Here is a 19,495-nt window from a genome sequence, read left to right as displayed (position 1 = left end):
CGGAGGTGGACGAGGCCCCGGAGGTGGCTCAGGATCCGGAGGTGGACGAGGCCCCGGAGGTGGCTCAGGATCCGGAGGTGGACGAGGCCCCGGAGGTGGCTCAGGATCCGGAGGTGGACGAGGCCCCGGAGGCGGCCCAGGCCCCGGAGGTGGCTCAGGATCCGGAGGTGGCCCAGGATCCGGAGGCGGCTCAGGCCCCGGAGGCGGACGAGGAGTACGGCATCGAGGACGCCCGGCGGGCCCGCTGGACGGCGACCGGCACCGGCGCCCTCCTCACCCTCGCCGGTCTGGCCGCGGCGCTGCTGCGCCTCACCGGCACCGCCCCGGCCCTCGTCCCGGCGGCCTACGCCCTCGGCGCCGCCGTCTGCGCCCTCGCCGCGGCGCTGGCGTCCCGGGGCCGCACCCGGCGCGCGCTGTGGCTGCTCATCGGCGGCGTGATGATCATGGCGGTCGGTGACCAGGCCGACTGAACCCGGTGACGAGGGCCGACACCTTCCCTGTCACCCACCTGTGAGCCGGCTCCCCACCCTGTGACGAAGCCCACGAACCGGGCAAACGATCACATTCGCCTGATTGAGTGGCTCCACATGGCTCATGCGTTCTTTGCGGGCTGACCAGCTCCTTCACGGCGGTTCCCGGTCAAAGATCCACATTTCACCACCTCGGGAGCACTTTCGTGGCAGCCCTAGCACGCTGGTGTGTCCGTCACCGTCTCGCCGCGGTCCTGCTCTGGCTCCTGACCCTCGCCGGGACGGCCACCGCGGCCGTCGTCGCCGGCTCCGCGTACTCCAACGACTACGACGTCCCCGGCACCGAGTCCGCCCGGGCCGGCCGGCTGCTCGCGGAGGGCTTCCCCGACCTCGGCGGCGACAGCGACACCGTGGTCTGGCACACGGCGTCGGGTACCGTCCGCGCCGCCGACGTCGAGCAGACGATGACCCGCACCCTGGTGAAGATCGCGGACCTGCCGGGCGTCGCGTCCGTGACCGGCCCCTACGGCGACCAGGGCGCCGCCCGGATCAGCGAGGACGGACGGACCGCCTACGCCACCGTCACCTTCGACGACCCGGCCGAGGACGTCGACCCGAGCGAGGCACAGGCCGTCGTCGACACCGCCCGGGCCGCCGCGGGGGAGGGGCTCCAGGTGGAGCTGGGCGGCAGCGCCGTCGCCCTGACCGAGTCCTCCGGCACCCACCTCGCCGAGGCCGTCGGCGTGGCCGTCGCCGCGGTCGTGCTCTTCCTCGCCTTCGGCTCGCTCGCCGCCAGTCTGCTGCCCATCGCCACCGCACTGGTCGGCGTCGGCACCGCCTACGCCGGGACCGTGCTGCTCGGCCACGCCATGACCGTCGCCGACTTCGCGCCCATGCTCGGCATGCTCGTCGGACTCGGCGTCGGCATCGACTACGCCCTGTTCATCGTCACCCGGCACCGGCGCGGCCTGAAGCGCGGGCTGTCGGTCACCGAGGCCGCCACGGACGCCGTGGCCACCACGGGCCGGGCCGTCGTCTTCGCGGGCGCGACCGTGTGCATCGCCCTGCTGGGCATGCTGATCCTGCGCCTGAACTTCCTCAACGGCGTCGCGACGGCCGCCTCCCTGACCGTCGTGCTGACGGTCGCGGCCTCCGTGACCCTGCTGCCCGCCCTGCTGTCCTGGATCGGCCCGCGCGCCCTCAGCCGCCGCGAACGGCGCCGGCTCGCCGAGCACGGGCCCGAGCCGGAGCTGCCGACCGGCCTCGCCGCCCGCTGGTCGGCGTTCGTCGAGCGCCACCCCCGGCTGCTCGGCGTGCTCGCCCTCGCCGCCGTCGCCGTCCTCGCGCTGCCCACCCTCTCCCTCCGCCTGGGCACCTCCGACCAGGGCAACGACCCCCGCTCCAGCACCACCCGCCAGGCCTACGACCTCCTGGCCGACGGTCTCGGCCCCGGGGTGAACGGGCCGCTCACCCTCGTCGCGCGGGTCGGCGGTGCCGAGGACCGGCTCGCCCTCGACAACCTCGACGCCACCCTGCGCGCCACCGAGGGCGTGGCCTCGGCCACACCGGTGACGTACAGCGCGGGCGGCGACACCGCGTTCCTCACCGTCGTACCCGACTCCGCCCCGCAGTCGCAGCGGACCAGCGAACTCGTCGACCGGCTGCGCGACGAGGTGCTGCCCCGCGCCGAACGCGGCACCTCGCTCGATGTACAGGTCGGCGGGGTGACGGCCGGCTACGACGACTTCGCGGCGGTCATCGTGGGCAAGCTGCCCCTCTTCGTCGGTGTGGTCGTCGGCCTCGGCTGTCTGCTGCTCCTGCTCGCCTTCCGGTCCGTCGGGATACCCCTGAAGGCCGCCGCGATGAACGTCGCCGCCGTCGCCGCGGCCTTCGGCGTCGTCGTCGCCGTCTTCCAGTGGGGCTGGGGCAGCGACCTGCTGGGCCTCGGCCGGGCCGGCCCGATCGAGCCCTTCCTGCCCGTGATCATGGTGTCGGTCCTCTTCGGACTCTCGATGGACTACCAGGTCTTCCTCGTCAGCCGGATGTACGAGGAGTGGCTGGAGACCGGCGACAACCGGCGCGCCGTCCGCGTCGGCCTCGCCGAGACCAGCCGGGTGATCAACTCCGCCGCGGTCATCATGATCTCGGTCTTCCTCGCCTTCGTCCTCAGCGGCGACCGGGTGATCGCCATGTTCGGCATCGCGCTCGCCGCCGCCGTCGCCATCGACGCCTTCGTCCTGCGCACCCTCCTCGTCCCCGCCCTCATGCACCTCCTCGGCAGCGCCAACTGGTGGCTGCCCCGCTGGCTCGACCGGCGGCTGCCGCGCCTCAGCATCGAACCCCCCGAGTGCCGCGCCGCCGCCCGTGAGAGGCTCACGGACGAGACGGCGGAGTGGGAGACCGGGCGGGGGCGACAGGATGTACGCGACATCCCTGGGTGACGACGGGGCCGAACTGCGGCCGCTGGAGGTCTGGCACGCCGCGGAACTCCTCGCCCACATCGATCGGGGGCGGGACTTCATCGGCCGCCACATCGGACTGCCCGACGCGATCCGCGACCTGGACGGGGCCCGCGCCTTCCTGCGCTCGTACGCCGACAAGCGCGCCGCGGACTCCGGCAGCCTGCACGGCGTGTGGCTGGAGGGGACGCTCGTCGGCGGGCTGCTGTTCCGCGTCTGGGACACCGCCGCGGGCGTCTGCGAGGCCGGCTGCTGGCTGGTGCCGGAGGCGGCGGGGCGCGGACTCGTCACGCGCGGGATGCGGACGATGCTGGACTGGGCGTTCGACGAGCGCGGGATGCACCGTGCGGAGTGGCGCGTGTCGTCGGCCAACGAGCCCAGCGTCAACGTGGCGCGGCGACTGGGCATGACCCGTGACGGTGTCCTGCGCGAGCACTACCCGCACCGGGGCGTGCGCACGGACACCGAGATCTGGTCGGTGCTCGCCCCGGAATGGCGCGCGGCACGCGCGCGTACCGTTCACAACGATCATTAAGAGACCTCTCAGAGAGCGTCCGTACGGTGCGGGGCATGGGAACGAAGACTGTTGACGAGGCCGCAGTGGCCGAGACGGAGACCGACGAGGCCGCGGCGGCCACCGAAGAGGCCGTGACGGCCCGGAAGGGCGGGACGGAGGAGCCCGGCGCCACCGGGCCCGGCACTCCGGAATCCGTGGCTGCGGAGGCCGTGGCCGCGGAATCCGAGGGTCCGGAGTCCGACGCGCCGGAGTCCGACGCGCCGGAGTCCGCGGCTTCGGAGACCGTCGCTCCGGAGGACGAGGCCTGGGAGATCGGGAAGGATGCCGAGGCCGCCGTCGCGGACGGTCCCTCGGGCGTCGGCCAGGGCGCCGGAGCCGTCGTCTCCGCCGTGCTCGGCCTGGTGTCGCTGAGCGGCGGCTGGATCGGCACCGTCGCCTCCGCGCGCGCGACCCTCATCGGCCAGCTGGAGACCTCCTCGACCGCCAGCGTCGCCCAGCAGATCCAGGCGGTCTACGGCGACGCCTGGCAGACCACCGCCCTGTGGGCCGGCCTGTTCGCGCTGGCCGGGCTGATCACCGGCGTCGTCGTGCTGATCCGGCCCGCCTTCGGGGCGTCCGGCAGGCCGCAGGCGCCCTGGATCAAGTCGGTCGCCTGGGCGGGCGTCGTGATCGGTGTCATCGGGCTGCTGCTGGCCGTGCTGAAGTACACGGACGCGCTGCTCGGACTGCCGTCGGCGAGCTGAGCCACCGCGCGTCCCGAGGGCCACGGCGGCCCCGAGGGGCGTCGCCGCCGAGGGGTTCCGAGAGGGGTCCCGGCCGGGCCGTAAGCACCTTACGGCCCGTACCGGGGCCCCTCACGCACGTCTGAGGCCCCTGATCGCCCCCGGAGATGCGGAACTCTCCCGATGTGGCGGACCCCCCTGGGAGACGAGGGTTGAGCCATCGCGAACAGCGAGGCCATCCATCCCGACCGAACCCGCCGAGGGGCACATCGTGTACGAGGACCGGTACCAGTACCCGCGCTTCCGCGCCGCCGAGCTCATCCGCAGTGCCGAGCGCGAGCGGCTCGCCCGCGAGGCCGTCCGCGGCCGCCGCGCCGCCCGCCGCGAGGCCGCCGAGCGCGAACGGGAGGCGGCCCCGCGGCCCTGGGAGTCCGCGGAGTCCGCCGAGCGGCCCTGCGGCACCGCCGCCCGGGCTCCGGACGCTGCCGCGCCGGACGGCGATGGGGTCTTCCGGGTTCCGGACGGCGCTCCGCCGTCCGCCCGGACCCCGTGAGCGCCGGGGAGCGGACGGGCGGCACGGGGACGGCGGGCGGCGTGACGGTCCCGGCGATATCCGGTGGGGGGCGGACGGGCCCCTGTGCGATGCTCGCCCCCGTGGAGACCAGGTCCGTCAGCCCCGTCTTCGTCGGCCGTGCCGACGAGTTGGTCACCCTGAGCGACGCGCTCTCCCGCGCCGCCGCGGGCGAGCCGCAGGCCCTGCTGATCGGCGGCGAGGCCGGGGTCGGCAAGACCCGCCTCGTCGAGGAGTTCGCCACCGCCGCCGGCCGCCGGGACGCGGTCGTCGCGCTCGGCGGCTGTGTCGAGATCGGCGCCGACGGGCTGCCGTTCGCCCCCTTCTCCACCGCCCTGCGCGCCCTGCGCCGTGCCGTGCCGGACGCCTGGGCCGCCGCGGCCGCCGGCCAGGAGGAGGAACTCGCCCGGCTGCTGCCCGAGATGGGCGTGGCGGGCGCGGAACGCCACGACGAGGAGGGCATGGCCCGCCTCTTCGGCCTCACCGCCCGCCTCCTGGAACGCCTCGCCGCCGACCGCACCGTCGTCGTCGCCCTGGAGGACCTGCACTGGTCCGACGCCTCCACCCGCCACCTCCTCGCCTACCTCCTGCGCACCCTGCGCACCGGACGCCTGGTCGTCCTCGCCACCTACCGCAGCGACGACATCCACCGCCGCCACCCGCTGCGCCCCCTGCTCGCCGAACTCGACCGGCTGCGCACCGTCCGCCGCCTCGAACTGGCCCGCTTCACCCGCGAGGAGGTCGGCCGCCAGATCGCCGGCATCCTGGCCCACGAACCCGACCCCGCCCAGGTCGACGCCATCTACGAACGCTCCGACGGCAACGCCTTCTTCGTCGAGGAACTCGCCGTCTCCGCCCGCGCGGGCTGCCGCACCGGCCTCCGCGACACGCTGCGCGACCTGCTGCTCGTACGGGTCGAGGCGCTGCCCGAGAGCGCGCAGCACGTCGCCCGGACCGTCGCCGAGGGCGGCTCCACCGTGGAGTACCGGCTGCTGGCCGCCGTGGCCCGGCTCGCCGAGGACGACCTCATCGAGGCGCTGCGGGCCGCCGTCGGCGCCGGCATCCTGCTCGCCGCGCCCGCCGGCGACGGCTACCGCTTCCGGCACTCCCTGGTCCGCGAGGCCGTCGGCGACGACCTGCTGCCCGGCGAACGCTCCCGCATCAACCGCCGCTACGCCGAGGCCCTGGAGGCCGATCCGACGCTCGTCCCCGCCGACGAGCGCGTCACGCGTCTGGCCAGCTACTGGTACCACGCCCACGACGCCGCCAAGGCCCTCCCCGCCGTCCTGGACGCCTCCGTCGCCGCCCGTTCCCGCCACGCCTACACCGAGCAGCTGCGGCTACTGGAGCGGGCGATGGAACTGTGGGAGGCCGCCCCCGAGGACGTACGGGCCCGGCTGGGCCGCCTGGACCGCGCCCAGGGCCCCCCGGGGTCCGCACCGCGCGGGGAGCCCTCCGGCGGCCGCGACCCGGCCGCCTCCGCGCCGCTGCGTTACCTCGACCTGATGGCGGAGGCCGCCGTCGCGGGCCGGCTCTGCGGGGAACGCGAACGCGCCCTGAAGATCACCAAGCGGGCACTGCGCCTGCTGGACGACGAGGCGGACCCGTTGCGCGCCGCCTGGTTCTGGATCCAGCGTTCCCGGCTCGTCCAGGCGCAGGCCCGCGGCGACGGCCGGCAGGAACTGGCCACCGCCCAGGACCTGGTCCGCGGCCTGCCCCCGTCCGCGGTGCACGCCGAGGTGCTGTCCAACGTGGCCAACTGGGCCATGCTCCACGAGCCCGGCGCCGACGCCTTCTCGTCGGCCGAGCGGGCCGTGGAGTACGCGCGCATGGTCGGCGCCCGTGAGATCGAACTGAACGCCCGCCTCACCCTCGGCTGCCTCATGGTCGACTCCGGTGAGGTCGAGGCCGGCCTGGCGGAGCTGTACGAGGTCAAGGAGCGGGCCGTCGAGGAAGGCGTGACGGTGGTGGCCGGACGCGCCCATGTGAACCTGCCGTCGCAGCTGGAGAGCGTCGGCCGCGCGCGGGAGGCGGTCCCCGTCCTGGAGGAAGGGATCGCCTACACCCGCCGGTACGGCCTGCTGGACGCCGAGGCGTGGGTGTGGGGCAACCTGTCCGACTCGCTGTACTCGCTGGGCCGGTGGGACGAGGCCGCGGAGGCCGCGGCGAACGCCCTGCGGGTCGGCCACAGCGCGAAGCCCCGGGGGGCCGGCGCCCTGCGGCTGGCCAACATCGCCCTCGTGCGGGGCGACGCGGCCGCGGCCGCCGTCCACCTGGCCACCGCCCAGGCGCACTACGGCACCCACGACTCCATGCCGCAGCAGGCGCTGCCCCTCTCCCGGATCGTGATCGGGGTGGCCGCGGAGGAGGGCCGCCTGCCCGACGTCCGCGCCGAGGTGGACCGGGTCCTCGACGCGGGCTTCCCGACCGGCACCCAGCGCTACGGCTGGTCGGTGCTGCTGGCCGCCGCCCTGGCCGAGGCCGACGCCCGCGACCTGCCCGCCGCGGGACCCGGCCGGGCCGCCGCCCTCGACCGCATCCTCACCGGCGTCAGACGGACCGCCACGGGCGCGCCCGTCTGGCTCGCCGTCGAGCAGTGGGTCCGCGCCGAGGTCCGCCGCGCCGAGGGACGGGACACCCCCGAGCTGTGGTCGGAGGTGGTCACCGCCTTCGAACCGCTGGAGAACCCCTACGACCTCGCCCGCGTCCGGTACCGGCTGGCCGAGTCCCTCCTCGCCGGAAGCACCTTCCGCCCGGGCACGGCCGGCAGCGGAGGGGACGCCGAGGCGGACCGCGACCGCGCCACGGAACTCCTCCGCCTCACCCACGCCGTCGCCGGCCACCTGGGCGCCCGCTCCCTCGCCGCGTCCGCCGTCGGCCTCGCCCGGCGCGCCCGCCTCGCCCTCACCGCCGTCCCGGACCGCGCCCCGGACGACCCGGTCCGCGCCCTCGGCCTCACCGGCCGGGAACGCGAGGTCCTGTGCCTGGTCTCCGCCGGCCGCACCAACCGCCAGATAGCCGAGAAGCTCTTCATCTCCCCGAAGACGGCCAGCGTCCACGTCTCCCGCATCCTGGCCAAACTGGGCGTCTCGGGGCGGGGCGAGGCGGCGGCGGTGGCGTACCGGCTGGGGCTGTTCCCGGCGGACGCGGACGACCGCGCGGTCGCGGGACAATGACGGCAGGCGAGCAGTGAGGAGCCGGTCACCATGTTCAACGCCTTCGAGGAACTGTTCTCCCCGGGCCGCAAGCACACCCACGACGAGCAGAACCGGCTGGAACTGACCCGGGAGGACGTCGGAGACGCCGACCCGGGGCGCGGACCGATAGACCTCGCGTCCGGGAAGGTCATCGTCCGCCGGACCACCCCGCCGGCCGAGGAGGACAGCGGGGCCGAGGAGGACAGCGGGGCCGAGGAGGACAGCGGGGCCGGGGCCCGGGAGGACAGCGGGGCCGGGGCCGAGGGGGACACGGGGGAGGGCGGCACCCGGGAGTGAGGCCGGGTGCCGGGGCGCCTCAGCTCACCTCCAGCTCCAGGATCCGGTCGTCCCCCTCCTTCGGCGTGCCCCGTCCGTCCGTGTTGCTGGTGGTCACCCACAGCTTGTCGCCGCCGGCCGCGACCACCGTGCGCAGCCGGCCGTAGTCGCCCTCCAGGAACGCCTGCGGGTCCGCCGACGCCTCCGTGCCCTTCAGCGGGACGCGCCACAGGCGTTCCCCCTTCAGACCGGCCATCCAGATCGAGCCCTCGGCGTAGGCGATGCCGCTCGGGGAGGCGTCGTCCGTGCCCCACTGGGCCAGCGGGTCGTGGTACCGGGCGTCGTCCGACGTCCCTTCGGCCTCCGGCCAGCCGTAGTCGTCGCCCGGCTCGATCGCGTTCAGCTCGTCCCAGGTGTCCTGGCCGAACTCCGCCGCGAACAGGCGCTGCTTGCCGTCCCAGGCCAGCCCCTGCACATTGCGATGGCCGTACGTGTAGACCGGGGAGTCCGGGAACGGGTTGCCGGGGGCCGGTTCGCCCTCCGGGGTCAGGCGCAGGATCTTGCCGCCCAGGGACTCCTTGTCCTGGGCCAGGCCGCGGTCACCGCTCTCGCCCGTGCCGACGTAGAGCATCCTGTCCGGGCCGAAGGCGATCCGGCCGCCGTTGTGGATCACGCCCTTGGGGATGCCCTTGAACACCGTGTCGGGCGCCCCCAGCTGGTCGCCGGCGGGCCGCTGCGGGTCGTACAGCATGCGGACGACGCGGTTGTCCGAGACCGAGGTGAAGTAGGCGTAGACCATGTGGTCCGAGGCGTAGTCGGGGGAGAGGGCGATACCGAGCAGACCGCCCTCGCCGGCCGCGGAGACCCCCGGCACCTCGCCGATCTCCGTCTTCGCGCCGCTCTCCTCGTCGACCCGCAGAACGGTCCCCTCGTCGCGGGAGGAGACCAGCAGACCGCCGTCGGGCAGCGGGGCGATGCCCCAGGGGCTGTTCAGGCCGTCGGCGACCGTGCGCACCACCTTGACCGTGCCCTTCGCGGGCGGGGTCTCCTCGGCCGTCGGCGAGGGCGAGCTCCGGGCGGCCGTGGGGCTCGGGGACGGGCTCGCGGCGCTGCCGGGGGTCCCTCCGCCGTCGGAGGAGCAGCCGGCCGCCAGCAGGAGCACACTCGCGGCCAGCACGGCCGTCACCGCTCGACGTTGCACGATCTCGGTCCCTTTCGACGTGACGGTTCGCCCATGGGTTCCCGGCGACGGGCGCACCCGCCGGATCCGCCGGATCCCACCGGCAGCCTCTCCCTGTCATACACCGCCGACGCCCCATGGGTTCCCGATCACCACAACCCGATGCGCACACGGCCACACCTCCAGGGCCTTTCCGGCCGCGGGCGGTGCGCCCCGGTTCTTCCGGCGGTCGGCGGTGCGCCTCGGTTCTCGCGGCGGTCGGCGGTGCGCCTCGGTTCTCGCGGCTGTCGGCCGTGCGCTTCGGTTCTTCCGGCCGTCGGCGGAGCGCCCCGGTTCTCGCGGCTGTCGGCCGTGCGCTTCGGCTCCTCCCGCCGTCAGCCGTGCGCCTCGCCCCTCGCGGCCGCCGACCCCGCGCTGTCGGCCTCGGGCTCTCCGTCCCCGGCCCGCCTCCGAGCCCCCGGCCCACCCCCGAGCCCCCGGCCCCGCCTCACTCCCGAGCCCTCGGCCCCGCCTCACTCCCGAGCCCTCGGCCCCGCCCCTACTCCCAAGACCCCTGAGCCGCCGGCAGCCCCGTCACCTCCGCCAGGTCCCGGGCCGTCAGCCGCAGGCCGGACGCCGCGGCGTTCTCGGTGACCCACCGCTGCTGCTTGGCGCCGGGCACCGGCACCACGTGCCGGCCCTGGGCCAGCACCCACGCCAGCGCCACCTGGGCCGGTGTCACGTCCTCGCCGTGCCGGGCGGCCACCCGGCGCAGTCCGGCGACGATCGGCTGGTTCGCGGCCATCATCTCGGCGGTGAAACGGGGGTGGCGGGCCCGCATGTCGTCCGGCTCGAACCCCTCGCCGGGGGTCAGCGTGCCGGTGAGGAAGCCGTTGCCGAGGGGCATCGCCGCGAGGAACCCGATGCCGCGCGTCTCGCACCACGGCAGCAGGGCGTCCAGCGCCTCCGGCGACCACACCGACAGCTCCGCCTCCACCGCGCTCACCGGGAACACCTGCTGCACCCGGTTCAGTTGCCGGATCGTCGCGTCGTACAGCCGCTTCGTCGCGTCGTACGGCCGTCCGCCCGCCCGGCGGCCGCCCCGCGCCCCGACCGCGCACAGCCCCAACGCCCGTACCTTGCCCGCCTGTACGAGCTCCGCCATGGCGCCCCAGGTCTCCTCGACGGGTACCTCGGGGTCGGCGCGGTGCAGCTGGTAGAGGTCGATGACGTCCGTCTGGAGACGGCGGAGGGAGGCGTCGCACGCCCGTCTCACGTACCCCGGGCGGCCGTTGGCGACGATGTGCTGCTCGCCCACCAGCAGGCCGACCTTCGTGGACACGAACGCGTCCCCGCGCCGCTCCCTCAACGCCCGGCCCACGAGCAGCTCGTTGGTGTACGGGCCGTACATGTCGGCGGTGTCCAGCAGGGAGACACCGAGGTCCAGCGCCCGGTGCAAGGCCCTCAGCGACTCGTCGCCCCGCCGCCGCGACCCGCTGTACCCCCAGCTCATCGGCATGCACCCGAGTCCGACGGCCCCCACCGCGAGCGCCGCCGCGCCGATCGTCCTGCGCTCCACCTGCTCGTGACCCTCCCTTTCCCGGACCCCAACCTAACCTCTGCACGCGCGCGTGCCTGACGTAGCCTCCGGATCATGACTGCTGACGACCTGCACCGCGACGTGTGGCTGCCCATTCCGCCCGACGAGATCGACGGCCTCCCCGAAGGGCCCCGGTATCTCTTCTGGGACGGAGGCGAGGACGGCGACCAGCCGTTCCCCGGGGATCCCGCGGACTGCGTCGTCTACGTGGTGCCGTACATGAAGCCGCAGTCGGTGCGGGTGCGGCCGTTGCGGGAGATGCGTCACCTCCAGCTGGTCCAGACGCTCACCGCGGGCGTCGACGACATCACCGCGCGTCTGTCGGACCTCGTGCCGGGTGTGCGGCTGTGCAACGCGCGCGGGGTGCACGAGGCGAGCACCGCCGAACTCGCGCTGACCCTGACCCTCGCCGCCCTGCGCGGCATCCCCGGATTCGTGCGCGCGCAGCAGGAGGGCCGCTGGCAGAGCGGGTTCCATCCGGCGCTCGCCGACAAGAACGTCCTCGTCGTCGGCTACGGGTCGATCGGCGCCGCCATCGAGGACCGGCTCGTGCCCTTCGAGGTGGCGCGAGTGGCGCGCGTCGCGCGCTCCCAGCGCACAACGGCGCGCGGCCCGGTGCACCCACTCACCGAACTGCCCGCGCTGCTCCCCGAGGCGGACGTCGTGATCCTCTCCACGCCGTTGAACGAGACCACCCGCGGCCTGGTCGACGCCGACTTCCTCGCCCGGATGAAGGACGGCGCCCTCCTCGTCAACGTCGCCCGCGGCCCGGTCGTCGACACCGAGGCGCTCCTCGCGGAACTGGAGCGCGGCCGTCTCACCGCCGCCCTGGACGTGACCGATCCGGAACCCCTGCCTCCCGCCCACCCGTTGTGGCGGGCGCCGGGCGTGCTGATCAGCCCGCACGTCGGCGGCCCCACGTCCGCGTTCCTGCCCCGCGCCAAGCGGCTGCTGACGGACCAGTTGAGCCGTTTCGTGAACCGGGAGCCCCTGCGCCACGTGATCCTGACGACGAGTGCCACGAGTGGGCCGTGACGGACAGGGCACACGTGTGGTCCGGTTCGCGCACCCTCCGCAGTCCCCCGGACGCGGTCGGTACGCACGTCCCCACTGGTCGTCACGGAGCGTAGAGGAACTATGTCCCTGAGTGACGATACTGGTGTATCGTCCCGACAGGGGCTGCGCCGCGCACCGTTCGGCGCCGGGGACGGACATTCCAGACTGTGAGGGGGGCGACGGGCGATGCACGGCCTATGGACGAACGATCCGACGCGGCGGAGCCGCCGCCGGCGACCCTGCTGCACGGCCACCCGCGGACGCGGCGGTCCCGGCCACGGCGGTCGGCACCGACAGCACCACCGGGGGCACGGCAGCCGCCGGAGGCAGACCCAGCAGGCGCAGCGGCACCGGCACGACCGGGGGGCGGCGCGGACCGGGAGGCTCCGGTGATGTCACCGCCGACCTCCACGACCCTCCTCGACGGAGCCCTGCGGACCCAGCCTCCGGAGGGGGCGCCGCTGACCCGGCGGCCGTTCTCCGGCCGGCCCGGCGCTCCCTGCGTGCTCCACCAACTGCTGCTGGTCCTGCTGTGCGCGGGGTACGCCGTCGGCTCGGCGCTCGGCTGGGGGTCGAGTGAACTCGCCCTCATCATGGGCGACTTCGGCCTCTCGGCGGCGGCCGGTGCCGCCGCCGTGTCCTGCTTCCTCTACGCGCGCACCCGCCACGTCCGCTTTCGACCCGCCTGGCTGCTGTTCGGCCTCTCCTCCGCGATGGCCGCCCTGGGCAACCTGGTCTGGGGGTGGTACGAGGTGGTCCTGGACCGTCCCGTGCCCAGCCCCAGCTACGCCGACCTGTTCTTCCTCTGCTTCGCGCCCCCCGCCATCGTGGGGCTGCTGGTGCTCGCCGCCCGTCCGGTGACCAAGGCGGGCTGGGTCTGCCTGGCGCTGGACGCCTGGTTAATCGCGGGCTCGCTGATCACGCTGTCCTGGAGCCTCGCGCTCGCGCAGGCCGCGCGGTTCGACGGCCCGAGCGTGGCCCACGCGGCGCTGACGCTGGCGTACCCGCTCCTGGACATCGCCCTGGTGAGCATGGTGCTGGTGCTGCACTTCCGGCGCTCGTCGGTCAACCGCACGGCGGTCAACACCGCCGTCGGCGCCCTCGCGCTGACCGTGATGTGCGACGCCCTGTTCACCTCGCCGCTGCTGCACCACTCCTACCGCTCGGGCCAGCTCCTCGACGCGGGCTGGTTCGCCGGCTCGCTGCTGCTCGCGTACGCGCCCTGGGCCGCCGTGCGGCGGCACGCTCCGGTGGACGACGGGCACGCGCGCGCGGGGCACGAGCACCTGCCCGGACACCGCCCCGGCGGCCACCCGCAGTCCAAGCCGTCCGCCCCGGGCGGTGACGACGGCCGCTATCCGGCCACCCGGCCCATCACCGGCTCCCTCGCCGCCCTCACCCCCTACCTCGCCGCCGCCGTCTGCACCCTGGGAATCCTCTACAACGTCCTCAACGGCCGCAGCGTCGACCGCGTGGTCCTCCTGACCGGCGGCACCGTCGTGCTCGCCCTCGTGATCCGCCAGGGGATCATGCTGCTCGACAACATCGCCCTCACCCAGGAACTGGCCCAGAAGGAGAACCACTTCCGCTCCCTGGTGCAGGGCTCCAGCGACGTCATCATGATCGCCGCCCCCAGCGGCGTCCTGCGCTACGTCTCCCCGGCCGCCGCCGGCGTCTACGGACGGCCCGCCGAGGACCTGGTCGGCACCGAGCTGGCCCATCTGATCCACCCGGAGGACCTGGGCTGCGTGGTGCACGAGGTGCGCCGCTTCCTCGCCGCCAGCCCCCCGGACGAGCCCACCACCCGCATCGAGTGCCGCTTCCGCTCCGGCGACGGAGGCTGGCTGAACGTCGAGTCCACCGTCAACCGCCACCACGGCGGCCTGATCTTCAACAGCCGGGACGTGACCGAACGGGTGCGCCTCCAGGCGCAGCTCCAGCACAACGCCGAGCACGACCCGCTCACCGACCTGCCCAACCGCGCCCTGTTCACGCGGCGCGTCCAGCAGGCGCTGTCCGGCCGCCGCAGCTCCGACCGGGGCACCGCCCTGCGCAACACGGCCGTCCTCTTCATCGACCTCGACGGCTTCAAGGCCGTCAACGACACCATCGGCCACCAGGCCGGGGACGAACTGCTCGTCCAGGCCGCACGCCGGCTCCAGGAGGCGGTCCGGCAGGGCGACACCGCCTCCCGGCTGGGCGGCGACGAGTTCGCCGCCCTGATCGTGGGCGACACCACCCGCGACCGCGGCGCCCGGGAGCGGCACATCGTGGAACTCGCCGACCGCCTGAGGATCACGCTCTCCCAGCCCTACCTCATCGACGGCAACGAGGTGCGGGTCGCCGCGTCCATCGGCGTCGCCTTCGCCGAGCCGGGACTCGGCGCGGGCGAGCTGCTGCGCAACGCCGACCTCGCCATGTACCGCGCCAAGGCGGGCGGCAAGGGCCGGGTCGAGCTGTACATGCCGCAGATGCAGCAGGACGTCGTACGGAAGGCGGAGCTGGCCACGCGGCTGCGTGCCGCGCTGCACGACGGCGAGTTCGCGCTGCTGCACCAGCCCGTGGTGCGGCTGGACGACGGCAGGGTCTCGTCGGTCGCCGCCCACGCCCGGTGGCGCTCCTCACAGGGAGTGCTCTTCACCCCCGCGGAGTTCCTGCGGGGGGCGGCGGAGGACGGCGACCGTACCGCCGAACTCAGCCGCTGGACGCTGGAGCGGGCCGTCGAGCAGGCCGCCGACCGGTCCGCCGGCGGACTGAACGTACCGGTGCTGGTCCGGCTGGGCGCCCGGCGGCTGCTGGACCGCTCCCTGCCGCCGGGCTCCGTCGAGGCGCTGCTGACGCGGTACGGGCTGCCGTCCGGATCGCTGGTGGTCGAACTGTCGGACATCGAGCCCGACGTGCCGCTGGACGAACTGGAGCGGCGCCTGAGCGCCCTGCACCGGCTCGGCGTGCGGATCGCCCTCGACGGCTTCGGCGGCGGCCGCATGGCCATGACGGCACTGCACCGGCTGCCCGTCGACGTCCTGAAGCTGGACCGCGGACTGGTGGAGGGCGTCGTCGAGTCCAAGCGACTGCACAGGATCACCAGTGGGCTGCTGAGGATCGCCGGCGACCTCGGGCTGCCGTCCGTGGCGGAGGGCGTGGACCTGCCCGAGCAGGTCGTCACCCTGCGCGCGATGGGCTGTACGCACGGCCAGGGCATGGCGTTCTCCGGCCCGCTCGACGAGTACCGGCTGCGCAGGGCGCTCGGCCGGGGCCCGTTCACGGTGCCGCACGGCCCCGCCGAGCCCGCGTTCGCGGGCGGCGCCACCGGGGTGTACACCGGAGGTGTCCCCGCGGTCCTGGGAGGCGGAACCCTCGGTGGCACACCCCTCGGAGGCGGAGCAACCCTTCGCTCACATAATGAGACCCCCGTCCCACCCACTTGACAGTGGGTGCGTGCCGGGGGGAGGGTCAGTGCCATGCGCACCCGAATTCTCGTACTTGGACAGCGCGTCGGCTGAGCTGGGAACGACCGGAGGACGATCCGGCAACCCCAGCGACCTCACCGGCGCGCTCCCCTCGCTTGCCTTCCGGCACGAGGGGTTTTTTGTTGCACGGGCACCTGCCGTACAGCACTCGAACACCGCACAAAACTCGCAAAAACCCTCAGCATCGAGAAGAGAATGCCGATGACCGAGCAGGCCACCGGGGCCCATCACCCGCAGCCGCGGCCCCGATCCGGAGGACAGCACTCCGCGCCCGTCGAGCACGTCACGGGTGCGCAGTCCCTCATCCGCTCTCTCGAGGAGGTCGGCGCCGACACGGTATTCGGCATTCCCGGCGGCACGATCCTTCCGGCGTACGACCCGCTGATGGACTCCACCAGGGTGCGCCACGTCCTGGTCCGCCACGAGCAGGGCGCCGGCCACGCGGCCACCGGCTACGCCCAGGCCACCGGCAAGGTCGGCGTCTGCATGGCGACCTCCGGCCCCGGCGCCACCAACCTGGTCACCCCGATCGCCGACGCCAACATGGACTCCGTGCCGCTGGTCGCGATCACCGGGCAGGTGGTGTCCTCCTCGATCGGTACGGACGCCTTCCAGGAGGCGGACATCGTCGGCATCACCATGCCGGTCACCAAGCACAGCTTCCTGGTCACCAAGGCCGAGGACATCCCCCGGGTGATCGCGCAGGCGTTCCACATCGCCTCCACCGGCCGCCCCGGCCCGGTTCTGGTCGACATCCCCAAGGACATCCTCCAGGCGAAGACCACCTTCTCCTGGCCGCCGGTCATGGACCTGCCCGGCTACCGCCCGGTGACCAAGCCGCACGCCAAGCAGATCCGCGAGGCCGCCAAGCTGATCACCGCCGCCAAGCGGCCGGTCCTCTACGTCGGCGGCGGCGTCCTCAAGGCCGGCGCCACCGCCGAGCTGAAGGTCCTCGCCGAACTGACCGGCGCGCCCGTCACCACCACCCTGATGGCGCTCGGCGCGTTCCCCGACAGCCACCCGCAGCACCTGGGCATGCCCGGCATGCACGGCTCGGTGGCCGCCGTCACCGGTCTGCAGAAGGCCGACCTGATCGTCGCCCTCGGCGCCCGCTTCGACGACCGCGTCACCGGCAAGCTGGACAGCTTCGCGCCGTACGCCAAGATCGTCCACGCGGACATCGACCCGGCGGAGATCGGCAAGAACCGCGCCGCCGACGTGCCGATCGTCGGGGACGCCCGCGAGGTCATCGCCGACCTGATCCAGGCCGTCCAGAAGGAGCACGGCGAGGGCGGCCGGGGCGACTACACCGCCTGGTGGAAGGACCTCGACCGCTGGCGCGAGACGTACCCGCTGGGCTACGACCAGCCCGAGGACGGCTCGCTCTCCCCGCAGCAGGTCATCCAGCGCATCGGGCAGCTCGCCCCCGAGGGCACGGTCTTCGCGGCGGGCGTCGGCCAGCACCAGATGTGGGCCGCCCAGTTCATCCAGTACGAGAAGCCCGCCACCTGGCTGAACTCCGGCGGCGCGGGCACCATGGGCTACGCGGTCCCGGCCGCGATGGGCGCCAAGGCGGGAGCCCCGTCGAAGACGGTCTGGGCGATCGACGGCGACGGCTGCTTCCAGATGACCAACCAGGAACTCACCACCTGCGCCCTGAACAACATCCCGATCAAGGTCGCCGTCATCAACAACGGCGCCCTCGGGATGGTCCGCCAGTGGCAGAGCCTCTTCTACAACCAGCGCTACTCCAACACGGTGCTGCACTCCGGCCCGAACGACGTGAACCCGGAGGCGAGGGGCACCCGCATCCCCGACTTCGTGAAGCTGTCGGAGGCCATGGGCTGCTACGCCATCCGCTGCGAGGACCCCGCCGACCTCGACAAGGTCATCGAGGAGGCGAACTCGATCAACGACCGCCCGGTCGTCGTCGACTTCATCGTCCACGAGGACGCCATGGTGTGGCCGATGGTCGCCGCCGGCACCTCCAACGACGAGATCATGGCCGCCCGGGACGTCCGCCCCGACTTCGGCGACAACGAAGACGACTGAGCGAGGAAGACCCAAGAGACATGTCCAAGCACACGCTCTCCGTCCTGGTGGAGAACAAGCCGGGCATCCTGGCCCGGATCGCCGCCCTCTTCTCCCGCCGCGGCTTCAACATCGACTCCCTCGCCGTCGGCGTCACCGAGCACCCCGACATCTCCCGCATCACCATCGTCGTGGGGGTGGAGGAGCTGCCGCTGGAGCAGGTCACCAAGCAGCTCAACAAGCTCGTCGAGGTGCTGAAGATCGTCGAGCTGGAGCCGGCCCAGGCCGTCCAGCGCGAACTCGTCCTGGTGAAGGTGCGCGCCGACAACGAGACGCGCTCCCAGATCGTCGAGATCGTCCAGCTGTTCCGCGCCAAGACCGTGGACGTCTCCCCGGAGGCCGTGACCATCGAGGCCACCGGAAGCAGCGAGAAGCTGTCCGCCATGCTCAAGATGCTGGAACCGTACGGCATCAAGGAGCTGGTCCAGTCCGGCACGATCGCGATCGGCCGCGGCGCCCGTTCGATCACCGACCGCTCACTGCGCGCACTCGACCGGTCGGCATAGCACGCGTACCGGACGCGTCCGGTACCGGGAACGGGCGGTCGGCGCGCCGTCGACCGCCCGCATACCGAGACCCCCAGACTTCCCCTCAGCCCGCCGTCATACGGTGGGACGCAACACCTGCACACAAGGAGAGAACCCAAAGTGGCCGAGCTGTTCTACGACGCTGACGCCGACCTGTCCATCATCCAGGGCCGCAAGGTCGCGGTCATCGGCTACGGCAGCCAGGGCCACGCCCACGCCCTGTCGCTCCGTGACTCGGGTGTCGACGTGCGGGTCGGTCTGCACGAGGGCTCCAAGTCCAAGGCCAAGGCCGAGGAGCAGGGCCTGCGCGTGGTGACCCCGTCGGAGGCCGCCGCCGAGGCCGACGTCATCATGATCCTGGTCCCGGACCCCATCCAGGCGCAGGTCTACGAGGAGTCCATCAAGGACAACCTCAAGGACGGCGACGCCCTGTTCTTCGGCCACGGCCTGAACATCCGGTTCGACTTCATCAAGCCCCCGGCCGGCGTCGACGTCTGCATGGTCGCCCCCAAGGGCCCGGGCCACCTGGTCCGCCGCCAGTACGAGGAGGGCCGCGGCGTTCCCTGCATCGCCGCCGTCGAGCAGGACGCCTCCGGCAACGCCTTCGCGCTGGCCCTGTCGTACGCCAAGGGCATCGGCGGCACCCGCGCCGGCGTCATCAAGACGACCTTCACCGAGGAGACCGAGACCGACCTCTTCGGCGAGCAGGCCGTCCTCTGCGGTGGTACGGCCGCGCTGGTCAAGGCGGGCTTCGAGACCCTGACTGAGGCCGGCTACCAGCCGGAGATCGCCTACTTCGAGTGCCTCCACGAGCTGAAGCTGATCGTGGACCTCATGTACGAGGGCGGCCTGGAGAAGATGCGCTGGTCGATCTCCGAGACCGCCGAGTGGGGCGACTACGTCACCGGCCCGCGGATCATCACCGACGCCACCAAGGCCGAGATGAAGAAGGTCCTCGCCGAGATCCAGGACGGCACCTTCGCCCGCGAGTGGATGGCGGAGTACCACGGCGGTCTGAAGAAGTACAACGAGTACAAGCAGCAGGACTCCGAGCACCTGCTGGAGACCACCGGCAAGCAGCTGCGCAAGCTGATGAGCTGGGTCGACGAGGAGGCGTAAGCCTCGGGCCGAGGGGCCGGAGCATGCTGCTCCGGCCCCTTCGCCGAACCACGGGTAACGTCGTGTGAAACGGTGTTGTCCATCCCGTCCAGCCACGGACGGGTGATCCTTCCGCAGAGGCGCATGACGCCCTTTGCCGCGGCACTAGACTGCTGCACTACATACGCGTCAGGCCCACAGCGTCGTGCGTCTTCCACGCGGCTAGCCCCTCCTCCGCCTGCGGCCGTCGGGACGGCCGTCCGCACGCATTGGAACTGTGAG

The 19,495-nt window shown here is 73.3% G+C and carries 14 protein-coding genes; 12 read left to right on the top strand and 2 right to left on the bottom strand.

Annotated features, from left to right (window positions below; all coding sequences use genetic code 11):
* Positions 1-167: 167 nt before the first annotated feature.
* The 7 genes from ACFYWQ_RS29310 (at position 168) to ACFYWQ_RS29280 (ending at position 8,233) form a co-directional block, all read left to right on the top strand.
* Entirely contained in the window at positions 168-470 is a 303-nt protein-coding gene (locus ACFYWQ_RS29310) for a hypothetical protein (protein ID WP_389520574.1), read from the top strand.
* Positions 471-676: 206 nt separating this feature from the next.
* On the top strand, positions 677-2,911 hold the full coding sequence (locus ACFYWQ_RS29305; protein ID WP_389520406.1) for an MMPL family transporter: 2,235 nt from the start codon (positions 677-679) through the stop codon (positions 2,909-2,911).
* On the top strand, positions 2,889-3,464 hold the full coding sequence (locus tag ACFYWQ_RS29300; RefSeq protein ID WP_389520404.1) for a GNAT family N-acetyltransferase: 576 nt from the start codon (positions 2,889-2,891) through the stop codon (positions 3,462-3,464). The genes ACFYWQ_RS29305 and ACFYWQ_RS29300 overlap by 23 nt, the downstream gene beginning before the upstream one ends.
* A gap of 35 nt (positions 3,465-3,499) precedes the next feature.
* Positions 3,500-4,189 (top strand): hypothetical protein, encoded by a 690-nt coding sequence (locus ACFYWQ_RS29295; RefSeq protein ID WP_389520402.1) that lies wholly within the window; start codon positions 3,500-3,502, stop codon positions 4,187-4,189.
* Positions 4,190-4,439: 250 nt separating this feature from the next.
* Positions 4,440-4,721 carry a hypothetical protein gene (locus tag ACFYWQ_RS29290; RefSeq protein WP_389520400.1) on the top strand — a complete coding sequence of 94 codons (282 nt, stop codon included), beginning with the start codon at positions 4,440-4,442 and terminating at the stop codon, positions 4,719-4,721.
* 89 nt (positions 4,722-4,810) lie between these two features.
* A complete protein-coding gene (locus ACFYWQ_RS29285; RefSeq protein WP_389520398.1) occupies positions 4,811-7,915 on the top strand; it encodes an AAA family ATPase in 3,105 nt (1,034 codons plus the stop codon).
* A gap of 30 nt (positions 7,916-7,945) precedes the next feature.
* Complete coding sequence (locus ACFYWQ_RS29280; RefSeq protein WP_389520396.1) at positions 7,946-8,233, top strand: DUF6191 domain-containing protein; 288 nt, start codon at positions 7,946-7,948, stop codon at positions 8,231-8,233.
* 19 nt (positions 8,234-8,252) lie between these two features.
* Here ACFYWQ_RS29280 and ACFYWQ_RS29275 read toward each other — a convergent pair whose 3' ends face one another.
* Entirely contained in the window at positions 8,253-9,413 is a 1,161-nt protein-coding gene (locus tag ACFYWQ_RS29275) for a PQQ-dependent sugar dehydrogenase (RefSeq protein WP_389520395.1), read from the bottom strand.
* 517 nt (positions 9,414-9,930) lie between these two features.
* Complete coding sequence (locus ACFYWQ_RS29270) at positions 9,931-10,950, bottom strand: aldo/keto reductase (protein ID WP_389520394.1); 1,020 nt, start codon at positions 10,948-10,950, stop codon at positions 9,931-9,933.
* A 75-nt stretch (positions 10,951-11,025) separates the two neighbouring features.
* Here ACFYWQ_RS29270 and ACFYWQ_RS29265 point away from each other — a divergent pair, with 75 nt between their 5' ends.
* The 5 genes from ACFYWQ_RS29265 to ilvC all read left to right on the top strand — a co-directional run bounded on the left by ACFYWQ_RS29265 (position 11,026) and on the right by ilvC (position 19,234).
* Positions 11,026-12,006, top strand: coding sequence for a 2-hydroxyacid dehydrogenase (locus ACFYWQ_RS29265; protein ID WP_389520393.1), 981 nt, complete (start codon positions 11,026-11,028; stop codon positions 12,004-12,006).
* 413 nt (positions 12,007-12,419) lie between these two features.
* On the top strand, positions 12,420-15,455 hold the full coding sequence (locus tag ACFYWQ_RS29260) for a putative bifunctional diguanylate cyclase/phosphodiesterase (protein ID WP_389520391.1): 3,036 nt from the start codon (positions 12,420-12,422) through the stop codon (positions 15,453-15,455).
* Positions 15,456-15,698: 243 nt separating this feature from the next.
* Entirely contained in the window at positions 15,699-17,549 is a 1,851-nt protein-coding gene (locus tag ACFYWQ_RS29255; protein WP_389520390.1) for an acetolactate synthase large subunit, read from the top strand.
* 20 nt (positions 17,550-17,569) lie between these two features.
* Entirely contained in the window at positions 17,570-18,094 is a 525-nt protein-coding gene (gene ilvN, locus ACFYWQ_RS29250) for an acetolactate synthase small subunit (RefSeq protein WP_389520389.1), read from the top strand.
* A 141-nt stretch (positions 18,095-18,235) separates the two neighbouring features.
* Positions 18,236-19,234 carry a ketol-acid reductoisomerase gene (gene ilvC / locus ACFYWQ_RS29245; protein WP_385068550.1) on the top strand — a complete coding sequence of 333 codons (999 nt, stop codon included), beginning with the start codon at positions 18,236-18,238 and terminating at the stop codon, positions 19,232-19,234.
* Positions 19,235-19,495: the final 261 nt, after the last annotated feature.

The sequence above is a fragment of the Streptomyces sp. NPDC003247 genome (assembly GCF_042888135.1).
Lineage (GTDB): Bacteria > Actinomycetota > Actinomycetes > Streptomycetales > Streptomycetaceae > Streptomyces.
The sequence above is the reverse complement of the archived record's forward strand: the minus strand, read 5'-3'. Positions and strand labels throughout refer to the sequence as shown.

Bases quoted from the DNA above. Each gene is read 5' to 3' on its own strand.
- ACFYWQ_RS29260 (WP_389520391.1), top strand. From the start codon at position 12,420: ATGTCACCGCCGACCTCCACGACCCTCCTCGACGGAGCCCTGCGGACC.
- ACFYWQ_RS29300 (WP_389520404.1), top strand. From the start codon at position 2,889: ATGTACGCGACATCCCTGGGTGACGACGGGGCCGAACTGCGGCCGCTG.
- ACFYWQ_RS29285 (WP_389520398.1), top strand. From the start codon at position 4,811: ATGCTCGCCCCCGTGGAGACCAGGTCCGTCAGCCCCGTCTTCGTCGGC.
- ACFYWQ_RS29265 (WP_389520393.1), top strand. From the start codon at position 11,026: ATGACTGCTGACGACCTGCACCGCGACGTGTGGCTGCCCATTCCGCCC.
- ACFYWQ_RS29280 (WP_389520396.1), top strand. From the start codon at position 7,946: ATGTTCAACGCCTTCGAGGAACTGTTCTCCCCGGGCCGCAAGCACACC.
- ACFYWQ_RS29255 (WP_389520390.1), top strand. From the start codon at position 15,699: ATGACCGAGCAGGCCACCGGGGCCCATCACCCGCAGCCGCGGCCCCGA.
- ACFYWQ_RS29295 (WP_389520402.1), top strand. From the start codon at position 3,500: ATGGGAACGAAGACTGTTGACGAGGCCGCAGTGGCCGAGACGGAGACC.
- ilvN (WP_389520389.1), top strand. From the start codon at position 17,570: ATGTCCAAGCACACGCTCTCCGTCCTGGTGGAGAACAAGCCGGGCATC.